Consider the following 11,433-nt stretch of genomic DNA (forward strand, 5'->3'; position numbering starts at 1 on the left):
CTGCGGGGGCGGTGCCTGGATCGGCCGGGCGGCCCTGGACGCGGCGCTGCGCGCCCACGACGGGCGGCCCGGGGGCTCGGCGGCCCTGCTGGCCCATGTGGTGGGGCGGTTCGGCCCGGTCGGCGGGCTTCCTGCGGCGTTCCAGCTACGGCCCGACCGGGCCGGGCTGCTCGCCTCGCTCGTGCCGGTGGTCGCCGCGGCCCGGGCCGAGGGGGACCCCGTGGCGGCGGGGATCCTGCGGCGCGCGGCCGAGGAGATGGCGGACACCGCGGCGGCGGCCGCGACCGGGCTGGACGCCCCCGCCTTCGCGCTGACCGGCGGGCTGTTCCAGGTGGAGGGGATGCGCTCCGACGTGGGCGAGCTGATCGCGGCCCGGCTGCCCGGGGCGGAGCTGCGCCCGGCGGACGGCGACCCCCTGCTCGGCGCCCTGCGGCTGGCCGCCGGCGCCGCACGTGGCGAGATGCCCTGGCCGGTGGGGGCACCGCTGCTCCGGCTCGTGGGCCGGCCGCCCGCGTCCGTGCCCGTGTCCCCGTTCGCGTGAGGTGGTGCGTCCGTTCGCCGTAGCGGCCGGTGGGGCGGGGCCCGGGCGGGTACCGACGAGGGGTGATCACGCTCGGCGTCGAGGAAGAGTTCCTGCTGGTCGATTCCGCCTCCGGGCTGCCGGTGCCGCTCGCGGGCAAGGTACGGGAGGCGGCGGGGCTGCAAGCCACGTTGGACACCGGTGAGGTGCAGGCGGAGATGCTCCAGGCCCAGGTGGAGGTCGCCACCCCCGTGTGCGGCGACCTCGCCGAGGTGGTGGGCCACCTCCGGCGGCTGCGGCACGCCCTGAGCACGTCCGCCGAGTCCTTCGGCTGCCGGCTCGCGGCGTGCGGGGCGGCCCCGATCCGGACGGCCTCGCCGGTACCGGTGACGGAGTCCCCCCGGTACCTGACCCTGCGCGCGCAGGCGCCGCAGCTCGTGGCGGAACAGCTCATCAACGGCATGCACGTCCATGTGGCCGTGCCCGACCGGGCCGCGGGGGTGTCGGTCCTGGGCCGGATCCGGGTGTGGCTGCCGACCCTGCTGGCCATGGCGGCGAACTCGCCGTACTGGGACGGCCGCGACACCGGATTCGCGAGCTGGCGAACCATGATCTTCGGGCGCTGGCCGGTCAGCGGGCCGCCACCGCGGTTCGAGGACCTGGCCGACCACGAACGGCGGGTGAAGGCGCTGCTGGCCTCCGAGGTCATCGGGGACGTCCGCCAGCTGTACTGGCAGGCCCGGCTCTCCGACAGCTACCCGACCGTGGAGATCCGCTGCGCCGACGTCCAGCTGCGCACGGACGACGCCGTGCTGATCGCCGGGGTCGCCCGGGCCCTGGTCGCCACCGCCCTGCGCGAGGACGCCGAGGGCGTCCCGCTCCCGGTCTGCCCGGCCGAACTGCTCAAGGCCGCCGACTGGCACGCGGCCCGGCACGGGCTCAGCGGCACCGTGCTGGGCCCCGACGGCCGGCCGCACGACGTCCGCCACGCGCTGCACCGGCTGCTGGAGCACATCGGCCCGGCCCTGTCCGACGCCGGCGACCACGAGCGGGTGAGCGCCCTGATCGACGGGCTGCTGCGGGACGGGACCGGAGCCGAACGGCAGCGGCGCGCCTACGCGGAGGGCGGCACCCGCGCCCTGCTGGCGCTCGTCACGGAGCAGACGCTGGCGTGACGGCGTCCGGCGTCGGAGAGCTGCCCCCGGCCGCCGGGGGCGCCGTGATGGCCACCGCCGTCCTGTCCCTGGGCCTGCACCTGGTGGGGGCCGAAGCCGTCTCCCGGGTGCTGCTGGTCCTGGCGGCCGCGCTGTGGCTGCTGCTGGCCGCCGTGTTCCTGTCCCGGCTGGTCGGCGACCGCAGGCGCTGGGTGCACGAGGCCGACACACCGGCCGCGCTCACCGGGGTCGCGGCCACGGCCGTGCTCGGGGTGCGGTGCCACGCGCTGGGCTGGCAGACCGTGCCGGAGGTGCTGCTGGCCCTGGCCCTCGTGCTGTGGCCGGGGCTGCTGGTGTCGGTGCTGCGGCACGGCGGGCGACGGATGCCCGGAGCGGTGTTCCTGGTGTGCGTGGCCACGCAGTCGCCGGCGGTGCTCGCGGCCGACCTGGGCGGGGACGTGTGGCGCGCACTGCCGTGGGTGGCGCTGGTGCTGTGGTGCCTGGGCCTGGCGCTGTACGTCGAGGCCCTCACCCGGTTCGACGTACGGCAGGTCGTCAGCGGCCCGGGCGACCAGTGGATCGCCGCGGGCGCCCTGGCGGTGAGTGCGCTCGCCGCGGACAAGCTCTGGTCGGCGAGCTCCGGGCCGACCGCCGGCCGGCCGGCGGTGGAGGACGCGATGGTGGTGCTGCTCGGCCTCTGCCTGGCCGGGTACGCCGTGCTGGCGGTGGCCGAGGCGGTCCGGCCCCGGCCGCGCTACGACGTGGCCCGCTGGGCCACGGCGTTCCCGATGGCCATGACCGCCGTCGCCGCCCTGTCGGTCGGGGCGACGGTCCAGGTGCCCTGGCTGGTCACGCTGGGCCGGGTGCTGCTGGCGGCGGCCGCGGTCGCGTGGCTGCTCACCGCGTACGGCGCCGCCCGCAGGCACCCCCTGCGGGCGGGGCCGGGGGCCGCCTAGCGGGTGGAGCCGAGGCCGGGGATGCCGCCGGGGAAGTAGTCCGACTGTCCGAGCCCGCCGCCGCCCGGCAGGTCGCGGACGTACTCCCACAGCGGGTCGGTCGGGGCCTCCCCGGTCCTCGTCGCCACGTCCCGGCGCAGCTTGGGCAGCATCGCGTAGAGCCGGTCGCCCGGGCAGCCGGTGTCGTTGAAGTCGCGGTGTCCGTAGATCTCCGCGGCCGGGATCCGGTACTGCCGGCAGACGTACGCGCACAGCTCGACCAGGGCGGCGTACTGGGCGGCCGGGGGTTCCACGCTGGTGTACGTGCCCTCGTTCTCGATGCCGATCGAGCTGCTGTTCTGGCCGACGCAGTGGGCGGCACGCACCTGCCGGGTGCCGGACTCCAGCTCGGCCAGGCTGTGGTGACGGCCCTCCATGACGAAGGCGCCGCGGCTGACGGTGAAGTGCTGCCCGGTGTCGATCCAGCCCTGGGTGTCCATGTGGTAGTTCTGGATCGCCCGGGCCAGGGCGTGGGCGCGTTCCTTGGAGTAGTCGGTCACGTTGCCGGTGGCGGTGTGGTGGACGACGATCCGCTGGGGCGGCGAGGAAAGGATCACGACCGGCTCGGACGCGGCTCTGGCGCCCCACGTCCCGCAGGCGGCGATCTCCGGGCCGGTGGCGGCACGGGCCGTTCCGGCGGCGGTGAGCGGCAGGGCTCCGGCCGTCCCGAGGGCCAGCGCTCCGGTGAGCAGGGTCCGGCGGGTGAGCTGCGGTTGGAGGCGTGAGGTCATGGGGGCCCATTGAAAGGGCGGCCCCCGGACGGCTCACGAAGGCGCTCCGGGCCGCGCCGGGCAAATCACTCGGTGGAGTGCCCCTTCCTGATCTTCTCCTGGATCTCCGCGAACGGGACCGCGGCCCGCGAGCCGCGCACCACGACGACCCCGTACTCCTGTGCGGTGGCCGTGTTGGCGCCCGGGTCGTCGGGGTCGAAGGCCCGTCGGTGCCCGGGCGGTGCGACGTCCACGTAGAGGTAAGGCCACTGGCCCTTGCGCACCCACCAGAACGTCACGCGCCTCTTGCCGTGGGTGACGTTGCCGATCTCGCTGCTGCTGGAGATCTGGGCCTGGTACCTGAAGTAGTCCACGTCCACGGGCCCCTCGGGGTCCTGCGCCTTGCCCTGTTGCTCGATCCCTTCGGCGAACTCGACCGAGCGCCCGTAGGAGCGGTCGATCGTCATCCGGTCCTTGCGCACCGCGTAGAGCTCCGTCTGCGCGGTGATGGTCTCGAAGTCGTGCCGCCGGGGGTTGATCGCGACGACCTCGTCCCGCGAGACCTCCTGGCCCGGGTTCAGCAACTGCCCGGGAGGTGCGATGAACTCGCGCGCTCGGATCAGCGTCCTGGGCGTGGACTCCAGACCGCCGCGGATCCAGAAGATGCTGCCCAGGACGTACACCGGTACCTGGCCGGTGTTCTTCGTGGTGAGGTGGATCGGGAGGAAGATCTTCGTGCCGTCCTCGTTGAGGGTCGGCTCCTTGAACTCGGCCGTGCTCTCGATCACGGGGGAGGTCACGGAAGGCAGGTAGATCAGCGTGTAGCCCAGGTTGGTGAGCGCCAGGACGAAGGAGACGAACACACCGACCGCGATGCTCCTGGGGTGGACCAGCCCTTTCCAGGCCCGTGCGCGGACCAGGGCCCACAGCACCCACGAGGACCAGAGCAGCAGCACGATCCAGATCCACAGGTAGTGCGTGTACACCCCGCCGTGGATCTGGAACAGCAGGAGCACCACGCCGACGACGAGGGCGCCGAGGGCGGCGCACATCAGGACCACCCCGGAGATCCGCGCTCTCCGCCTGCCCCAGTAGTCGCAGGCGGCCGCCACTCCGGCGAGTTCCACCACGGCCGCGGCGAGGAAGGTGATGCCGGCGATCCGGCCCAGGTAGGTCAGCGCGCTGGAGACGTCCTTGAAGCCGATCTTCATGAGCACGGCCGCGGTCAGCAGGCAGCCCGCCGCCGTGCCGACTCCGGCGAGCCGTCGGCGCCAGGGGCGGTCGGGCCATGTCCCGCCGTCACCGCCGACCCAGTGGATGTCGTGGTCGAAGGGCAGCCCTGCCTTGCGCAGGAGCCCTTGCAGTTGCTTGCAGGACCGGACCTTGCCCGCGGGCTTGCCGTTGATGGTGACCTTGCGCAGGCCGAGGTCGTCCGGCGGCCCTACGTCGACCGAGGGCACGTTCTCCATGGCACCCAGCCTGCTTCAGGACCGGACCGGCCGCCCCCGGACGGCCCGTTCCGGGCGCGTCACCCCTGCGGCGGCAGGCGCCCGGGCCTCACCCGAATGGAGCAATCCGGGGCGCTGCCGGACGGGCGCGGGGCGAGGGTGGTGGTGCCGCGTCGTTCGACCTCGGCGGGAGATCCCATGCGTACACGACTTCTCGGTTCCACGGTGGCCGCGTGCCTGGCCGCCCTCTGCCTGGCGGTCCCGGTCGTGCAGGCCGACGCCTCCCCCTCGCCCACGGTCAGCTCCCAGGACTGCACGGCGAAGGGCGGGAGCGTGGAGTACGACTCCGACAAGGGGCAGTGGACCTGCATCGGCGGCGAGCACGACGGCGAGGCCGTCCCCTAGGGCAGGTCGCCGGCCCAGTCCCACCGGCGGGGGTCCGCCGGCCGGGGCGCGTACAGGGCGCGTCCGCCCGCGCCGTAGCGGCCTATTTCGGTGGGCAGGGCCACCTGCTCGGTGAGGGCCGTGGGCGGCCAGCCCGTCACGTCCAGCAGGAGGCCGTCGAGGGGGCCGCCGACCAGTTCGCGGTACGCGCGGCCCTGGCGGGGGCCGGGGTCGGGGTCGTCGTGGTCGGCGCCGTAGACGCGGCCGCGCATGATCTGTTCGTCCATGGCGCCAGCCTGGCAGAGGGCACTGACAACACCCGGGACGGCGGTGGCCGCACGTGTGCACCGGGTTCGTACGCGCACGTCAGGTGCGGGCTGTTCGGGTGAAGGTGCGCAACCCGCACCGGGACCGGCCGTTGATCACGGTAATGCTCCGTTCGGGGGCACGTGCGACAAGCAAAGACCCATAAGGACCCACGATGCTCAAGAAGATGATGGCCACCGCGGCCGCGACCGCCTCGATCCTCGGTGCCGGTGCCGCCGTGGCCGCTCCGGCGATGGCCATCGGCAACGACAACGGCGTCAACTCGGTCAACGGCAACGGCTCCGCCCAGATCTACGGCAACCAGAAGACCGAGGGCGCGATGAGCCCGCAGGCCTCGCTGGTCCAGGGCACCCTGAACAAGCCCTGCATCGGCCTGCCGGTGAAGGTCAACGCCCAGTCGATCCTGGCGGCCCTGAACATCGGCGTCCAGGACATCAACGTGGCGTCCAACCCGATGAACCAGCAGTGCGTCGAGAACTCGACCCAGGCCAAGGGCGACGAGACGGCCTCGCACATCCTCAGCAACATCCCGGTGCTCTCGGGCAACCTGTCCGCGGGCAGCTGACGGCGGGGCCCGGCTGACGGCCGGGCCTCCCCGTCGAGGTGGTGCGGGGCCGGTCGTCGTACGACCGGCCCCGCTCTCACCTCCGGTGCACCCGCAGGTGCTCCACCCGGTACGACATCTCCCGCACGCCGGGCTCCGGCCGCGGGTGGTAGCGGCCCGCGCAGACCGACAGGTTGACGATGAGGTGGGCGTGCCAGCGCGACCCCACGCCACGGCGGTCCGCGAAGACCCGTACGCCGTTCACCCACCAGACCACCGAGCGGGCGCCGAGTTCGACCCGCAGGTCCACCCAGGCTCCCGGGGCGATCGACGGGTCCCGGTGGTAGTGGCTGCTCTCGCCACGGCCCCGGACGTGGTTGGACAGTTCGAGCAGGTCCGGGTTGTCCGGGTGGTACTCGAACACGTCGATCTCCTGGTCCCCGTCGAGCCAGGTCCAGATCGCGGGCCAGGCGCCGAGCTCCGTGGGGAGCTGCACCCGGGCGTCCAGGACGTCGCCGGCCCGGACCTGGAAGTCCTCGGCGCTGCCCTCCGTGGTCAGCAGCCCCGCGTTCCAGTTGCCGTCGGGCCGGCGCTCCGCCCGGAACACCCCGCTACGGCTGAAGGCCGGGTCCTCGACGAGGTGGTCGAGCTTGTTGTCCCCGGGGTTGACCGGTCCTCCACCGGGGAACGCCGAGGTTCTTCCGGCCACCCACTGCGTCGGGGAGGAGAAGTCCGCGACGAAGACGGCCGGGGGCAGGGGTCGGGGTACGGACGGCTGCGGCTGCCAAGGAGGCGGCATGGGGGCCATGGCCCGATGGTGGTGCCCCCGCCGGTGGTACCGACAGCCTTCGACGGGGTGTTCGCCGGAACGAGTGGATTTCCCTCATGTCCGGAAAATGCCTTGACGGCCTCCTCATCCCTTCTGCCGGACCCGTCCGGGCGGCGCACCATGGGGGCATGGACGCGGACAGGGACCCTGCTCCCGACCGGGACGTCACGGCGGCACTGGGCCCGGTCAGCGGGCCCGCCCGGGTCGCGGGCCCGGGCGAGGGCTTCGGGGCCGAGGAGATCGCCCTCGCCACCCGCAACCACGGCCTCCCGCTGGAGGCGCTGCGCTACGAGGTGAGCCCGCCCGGGCTGCACTACGTGCTGGTGCACTACGACATCCCGGCCGTGGACGCGGACACCTGGCGGCTGCGGCTCGACGGGCTGGTCGCGGCCGGGCAGGAGTTCGGCCTGGCCGAGCTGAGGGCGCTGCCGGCGGTCACCCGGCGGGTCACCATGGAGTGCGCGGGCAACGGCCGCGCCCTGCTGTCGCCCCGCCCGGTCAGCCAGCCGTGGCTGGTCGAGGGCGTGGGCACGGCCGACTGGACCGGCGTACCGCTGCGGCTGCTGCTCGCGCGGGCGGGACCGGCGCCGCAGGCCCGCGAGGTGGTGTTCACCGGGGCCGACCACGGGGTGGAGCGCGGGGTGGAGCAGGACTACCGGCGCAGCCTGCCCCTGGAGGTGGCCCTGGGCGAGGACCCGGAGGTGCTGGTCGCCCACGCCATGAACGGCCGGCCCCTGCCGCCGCAGCACGGTTTCCCGGTCCGGCTGGTCGTGCCCGGCTGGTACGGCATGGCGCACGTGAAGTGGCTGTGCGGGATCACCGTGACCGCGGAGCCGTTCGCGGGGTTCCAGCAGGCCGTGGCCTACCGCTACCGGCAGGAGGCCGGCGAGACCGGGGATCCGGTGACCCGGATCGCCCCGCGGGCCCTGCTGGTCCCGCCCGGCTTCCCCGACTTCATGTCCCGGACCCGGGTGGTCCGCCCCGGGCCGCTGGTCCTGGAGGGGCGGGCCTGGTCGGGGCCGGCGCCGGTCACGGCGGTGGAGGTGAGCACCGACGGCGGTGCGAGCTGGCGCCCGGCCGAGCTCGCGCCCGACGGGGGCCACCGCTGGGCCTGGCGGGCCTGGCGCATCCCGTGGACGGCCGTCCCGGGCCACCACGTGCTGACCGCCCGCGCCACCGACGCGGCCGGCCGCACCCAGCCGAAGTCGCAGCCGTGGAACCGCGGCGGCTTCGGCAACAACCTGGTCCAGCGGGTGCCGGTGTTCTGCCCGGACCCGGCCGGCGGACGGAGGCCCGGGAGCGGCGGCTGAGGTCGGCCGCGCGGCGGCGGAGCCGCCCGGTGTCGCCCCCTCGGCGTCACGGCCCGTTGTCGCCACTCAGCGCCGGCGCTGGGCGCCGACCGGGGCGCCGGCCGCGAGGGCGTCGGCGATCAGCCGGACGCCGCGGGCCAGCCGGTTGAGCTGGTCCAGCTCGACGGCGTACATCCGGATGGACGTCTCTATGACGGTCTCGGCCAGTCCCAGCGTGGGCAGCTCGACCCGGCTGGTCTGCAGGGCCTGCCGGACGGCGCGCATCTCGTGCTGGAGCTGGAGCTGCGCGTGCCGGGCCAGGAGCGCGGGGTTGCGGGTGAGCGTCGAGTAGCCGGCGTAGCGGGCCGGCAGCAGGTCGCGGAGCCAGCGGCTCGCCGTGCGCTCCCAGTCGTGCGTTCCGGGGGCCTTGACCTGGCAGGGCCAGTCCGGGCTGAGCGTGGAGAGGACGGCCTGAGGCATGGTGATCGTTTCCCAACGTGCCGTGCACTGCGTGAGGGGTGGCGGCGGTCCCGGCCTAGGGGTCGACCAGGACCGCCGCGGGCGCTGTGCGGGTGCGGAAGCCGGATCGGACGCCATGGGCTCGGCGCGGAGGAGGGAGCGTCGAGACCTGGTGTCCAATTCGAGAAGGGCTTGGGGAGAGCCCTCCTTGGCATCGGGTGACCCGAGCGCCAGGAGCAGTAAATATATATACCGTCGAGTACGCAAGGGTATGAAAAATTTCATGCACCTCGACGACCGAAAATCTTCCACGGCCGCCACCCCTGGCCCGCCCCGGGCCGGGCCTCAACAGCCGTTCTACAGGAAGAAGTTGTGCTGGTCGGCGACCTGTTCGTAGCTCTCCAGACGCGCCTGCGTACGCTCCGGATCCGCATCGGCCATGGCCTGGAGCAGTGCGGCGCCGAGCATGCCCGGAGCCGCGTAGGAGTCGAAGACGAGACGGGATCCGGTGGCCGCGGACAGCACCGCGTCCGCCTCCTCGACCAGCGGGCCGAGGGTGAGGTCCGTGATCAGCGCCACCCGCAGCCCCGTGCTGCGGGCGGCCCGCAGGGCGGCGAGGGTCTCCTTGGCGTGCCGGGGCATGGCGAAGGCCAGCACCCAGGTGCCGCCCGCCGCGCGGGACTGGAGCAGGGCGTCGTATGCCACGCTGCCGCCACGTGTCACCACCCGCACGTCGGGGTGGATGCGGCGGGCGCCGTACGCGAAGTACTCCGCGAGCGAGACCGAGATCCGCAGGCCGAGCACGGTCAGCGGCACCGAGCGGGCCAGTTCCCGGCCGATGTCGAGGACCTGGTTGGTGTCGGCGAGCAGCCGGCGCAGGTTCTCCAGGTTCTCGATCTCGGCGTCCACGGCCGCCTGCAGCTCGTTGCGCCGGATCTCCAGGCTGGTCTCCGGCGCCCCCGCCACCGCGCTCAGCGCGATCGGCTGGAGCACCTCGCGCAGGGCGGGGTAGCCGCTGAAGCCGAGGGCGGTGGCGAACCGGGTCACCGAGGGCTGGCTCACCCCGACCCGTTCCGCGAGCTCGGTGATCGACAGGAACGCGGCGTCCGTGAGGTGGTCGATCAGGTACTGGGCGATACGGCGCTGCCCCGGCGACAGCCGGTGGCCGCTGAACAGGGCGAGGACCCGGTCGGCCGGGCTGCGCTCGTGCTCCGCCGGCGGCTGGCCGCCGGGCGTGATCGCAGCCGCCTGTGCGCGTGCCTGCTGGCCCGATGCCACCGGTGCGCCTCCTTCTTTCGCCGCTCGGATCCAACATAGCTCACGCGCTGTCGCCGTCCGGCCACGCTTCCCCCGGCCGGCGTCCATGGAGTGGATCTATGCCCCTGACCCCCCGCGTGCCCGACCTCACCGCCCTCGACCTGCTGCTCAGCGTGGTCGAGCTGGGGAGCCTGGGCCGGGCCGCCCAGGCGCACGGCATCAGCCAGCCGTCGGCCGGCTCCCGCATCCGCCACCTGGAGAAGCTGGTCGGGGTCCCGGTGCTGGAGCGGGCGGCGCTGGGCTCGCGGCCCACCCCCGAGGGCGTCCTGGTGGCCGAATGGGCCGCCGCCGTGGTCGAGGCGGCGCGGCGGCTCGACGCGGGCATCGCCACCCTGCGCGGCGAGCAGGACGCCCGCCTGCACGTCGCCGCCAGCCGGACCGTGGCCGAACACCTGCTGCCCCGCCGGCTGGTGGCGCTGCGCGCGGCCTCCCCCGACACCGCGGTCACGCTGGAGCCGGGCAACTCGGCCGAGGTGGCGCGGGCGGTGCTGGGGGGGCCGGGCCGGGATCGTCTTCCTCGCCGCCGCCCTGGCCGCCGCCACCGCGCTGTTCCTCACCGACCAGGTCCGGCCCCGGGACGCCGGCACCCGGTCACCCGCGCCGGGCGGGGCCGCCCGCGTCACCCTGGCGGTGCTGTGGGTCTTCGCCCTCAGCAACCTGGTGGCCTGCTTCCTCCTCCAGGGACTGCACCGGCAGATGAGCGGCGACCCCACCTCCTACCGGTTCCTCACCGACCTCTGCCGACCACCTGACCCCCCGTCACCGGCGGGCGGGGAACGGGGCCGGCCCGCCACCGCGGGCCGGCCCCCGCGCAGCTCCGCACCCAGGTTCTCCGCGCGGGGCGGCCGCGGGCCTCAGGCGGGCGGGACCGGCTCCTCGGGCCGGCGGCCCAGGGGCATCAGGTACTGCAACGGCTGGTCACCGGCGTCGAGGCCGAGCAGCTCGTGCGCGAGGTCGTCGTGGAAGGCGGCCAGGGTCGACGTGGACAGCCCCAGGGCGGTCGCCACCAGGGCGAGGGTCTGCGCCAGGTGGCCGGTCTCCAGCAGGCCGAGCCGCAGCGCCCGCAGGCCGTAGCGGCGGCGCAGCACGCCGAGGTCGACGTACACCCCGAGGACGGCCGGTGCCTCGTCGATGCCGATGCCCTCCGGGTCCTGCGGCGGCAGCGACAGGTAGCCGGACAGCGCCTTCACCTCCGAGCGCTGCGGTACGGGACCCAGCGGGCGCAGGACCCGCCGCTCGGGGACGACGTCGTACGTGCCCGGCCGGACCCCGTCCACGCCGAGGGCGAGCAGCCGGACCCGGACGGTGTAGCGGCCGCCCGCACTGGGGTACGGGCGGTGGGCGCGGGTGACGTCCTCGCCCTCGGGGGTGCGTGCGGTGCTGAGGTGGCTCTGGGCGAGGGAGCCCCAGAGCAGGGTGGCGAGGGTGGTCGCGTCGAGGGGGCCGGTCAGGGGGCC

At 74.4% G+C, this 11,433-nt stretch carries 14 protein-coding genes; 7 read left to right on the forward strand and 7 right to left on the reverse strand.

Going from position 1 to position 11,433, the window contains the following annotated elements; translation table 11 throughout:
* The 3 genes from EF918_RS25105 to EF918_RS25115 form a co-directional block, all read left to right on the forward strand.
* On the forward strand, positions 1–541 hold a 541-nt coding region (locus tag EF918_RS25105; RefSeq protein WP_369009103.1), incomplete at its 5' end, for a BadF/BadG/BcrA/BcrD ATPase family protein.
* A gap of 62 nt (positions 542–603) precedes the next feature.
* Positions 604–1,695 carry a glutamate--cysteine ligase gene (locus EF918_RS25110; RefSeq protein WP_125650753.1) on the forward strand — a complete coding sequence of 364 codons (1,092 nt, stop codon included), beginning with the start codon at positions 604–606 and terminating at the stop codon, positions 1,693–1,695.
* Positions 1,692–2,630, forward strand: coding sequence for a tellurite resistance/C4-dicarboxylate transporter family protein (locus EF918_RS25115; RefSeq protein ID WP_260610636.1), 939 nt, complete (start codon positions 1,692–1,694; stop codon positions 2,628–2,630). Before EF918_RS25110 ends, EF918_RS25115 begins: the two co-directional genes overlap by 4 nt.
* Here EF918_RS25115 and EF918_RS25120 read toward each other — a convergent pair.
* Both EF918_RS25120 and EF918_RS25125 read right to left on the reverse strand, forming a co-directional pair.
* Positions 2,627–3,400 (reverse strand): peptidoglycan recognition family protein, encoded by a 774-nt coding sequence (locus EF918_RS25120; RefSeq protein ID WP_125650755.1) that lies wholly within the window; start codon positions 3,398–3,400, stop codon positions 2,627–2,629. The genes EF918_RS25115 and EF918_RS25120 overlap by 4 nt on opposite strands.
* Positions 3,401–3,465: 65 nt before the next feature.
* Positions 3,466–4,848, reverse strand: a complete 1,383-nt coding sequence (locus tag EF918_RS25125; RefSeq protein ID WP_125650757.1) for a hypothetical protein — start codon at positions 4,846–4,848, stop codon at positions 3,466–3,468.
* Positions 4,849–5,025: 177 nt separating this feature from the next.
* Between EF918_RS25125 and EF918_RS25130 the strand changes: the two genes are divergently transcribed.
* On the forward strand, positions 5,026–5,232 hold the full coding sequence (locus tag EF918_RS25130; protein ID WP_125650759.1) for a hypothetical protein: 207 nt from the start codon (positions 5,026–5,028) through the stop codon (positions 5,230–5,232).
* Here EF918_RS25130 and EF918_RS25135 read toward each other — a convergent pair.
* Complete coding sequence (locus EF918_RS25135; RefSeq protein WP_125650760.1) at positions 5,229–5,498, reverse strand: hypothetical protein; 270 nt, start codon at positions 5,496–5,498, stop codon at positions 5,229–5,231. The genes EF918_RS25130 and EF918_RS25135 overlap by 4 nt on opposite strands.
* A 194-nt stretch (positions 5,499–5,692) precedes the next feature.
* Here EF918_RS25135 and EF918_RS25140 point away from each other — a divergent pair, with 194 nt between their 5' ends.
* Positions 5,693–6,103, forward strand: a complete 411-nt coding sequence (locus tag EF918_RS25140; protein WP_125650762.1) for a rodlin — start codon at positions 5,693–5,695, stop codon at positions 6,101–6,103.
* Between the two features lie 76 nt (positions 6,104–6,179).
* Here EF918_RS25140 and EF918_RS25145 read toward each other — a convergent pair whose 3' ends face one another.
* Positions 6,180–6,881, reverse strand: a complete 702-nt coding sequence (locus EF918_RS25145) for a family 16 glycosylhydrolase (RefSeq protein WP_260610641.1) — start codon at positions 6,879–6,881, stop codon at positions 6,180–6,182.
* A gap of 158 nt (positions 6,882–7,039) precedes the next feature.
* On the opposite strand from EF918_RS25145, the gene EF918_RS25150 reads away from it, so the two are divergent.
* Positions 7,040–8,221, forward strand: coding sequence for a sulfite oxidase (locus EF918_RS25150; protein ID WP_125650766.1), 1,182 nt, complete (start codon positions 7,040–7,042; stop codon positions 8,219–8,221).
* 66 nt (positions 8,222–8,287) lie between these two features.
* Here the strand turns inward: EF918_RS25150 and EF918_RS25155 are convergent, their stop codons facing one another.
* Entirely contained in the window at positions 8,288–8,680 is a 393-nt protein-coding gene (locus EF918_RS25155; protein ID WP_125650768.1) for a hypothetical protein, read from the reverse strand.
* A 336-nt stretch (positions 8,681–9,016) separates the two neighbouring features.
* Positions 9,017–9,937 (reverse strand): MurR/RpiR family transcriptional regulator, encoded by a 921-nt coding sequence (locus EF918_RS25160; protein ID WP_125650770.1) that lies wholly within the window; start codon positions 9,935–9,937, stop codon positions 9,017–9,019.
* 98 nt (positions 9,938–10,035) lie between these two features.
* Here EF918_RS25160 and EF918_RS38490 point away from each other — a divergent pair, with 98 nt between their 5' ends.
* Positions 10,036–10,728 carry a LysR family transcriptional regulator gene (locus tag EF918_RS38490; RefSeq protein WP_260610638.1) on the forward strand — a complete coding sequence of 231 codons (693 nt, stop codon included), beginning with the start codon at positions 10,036–10,038 and terminating at the stop codon, positions 10,726–10,728.
* Between the two features lie 102 nt (positions 10,729–10,830).
* Here the strand turns inward: EF918_RS38490 and EF918_RS38495 are convergent.
* Positions 10,831–11,433 (reverse strand): SagB/ThcOx family dehydrogenase (locus tag EF918_RS38495; protein WP_260610639.1); only part of this gene is annotated, 603 nt, incomplete at its 5' end.

The organism is Streptomyces sp. WAC06614 (assembly GCF_003949795.1).
GTDB lineage: Bacteria > Actinomycetota > Actinomycetes > Streptomycetales > Streptomycetaceae > Streptomyces.

Coding starts and splice junctions, on each gene's coding strand:
- EF918_RS25120 (WP_125650755.1), bottom strand. CDS start 3,400: ATGACCTCACGCCTCCAACCGCAGCTCACCCGCCGGACCCTGCTCACC.
- EF918_RS25125 (WP_125650757.1), bottom strand. CDS start 4,848: ATGGAGAACGTGCCCTCGGTCGACGTAGGGCCGCCGGACGACCTCGGC.
- EF918_RS25130 (WP_125650759.1), top strand. CDS start 5,026: ATGCGTACACGACTTCTCGGTTCCACGGTGGCCGCGTGCCTGGCCGCC.
- EF918_RS25135 (WP_125650760.1), bottom strand. CDS start 5,498: ATGGACGAACAGATCATGCGCGGCCGCGTCTACGGCGCCGACCACGAC.
- EF918_RS25140 (WP_125650762.1), top strand. CDS start 5,693: ATGCTCAAGAAGATGATGGCCACCGCGGCCGCGACCGCCTCGATCCTC.
- EF918_RS25145 (WP_260610641.1), bottom strand. CDS start 6,881: ATGCCGCCTCCTTGGCAGCCGCAGCCGTCCGTACCCCGACCCCTGCCC.
- EF918_RS25150 (WP_125650766.1), top strand. CDS start 7,040: ATGGACGCGGACAGGGACCCTGCTCCCGACCGGGACGTCACGGCGGCA.
- EF918_RS25155 (WP_125650768.1), bottom strand. CDS start 8,680: ATGCCTCAGGCCGTCCTCTCCACGCTCAGCCCGGACTGGCCCTGCCAG.
- EF918_RS38490 (WP_260610638.1), top strand. CDS start 10,036: ATGCCCCTGACCCCCCGCGTGCCCGACCTCACCGCCCTCGACCTGCTG.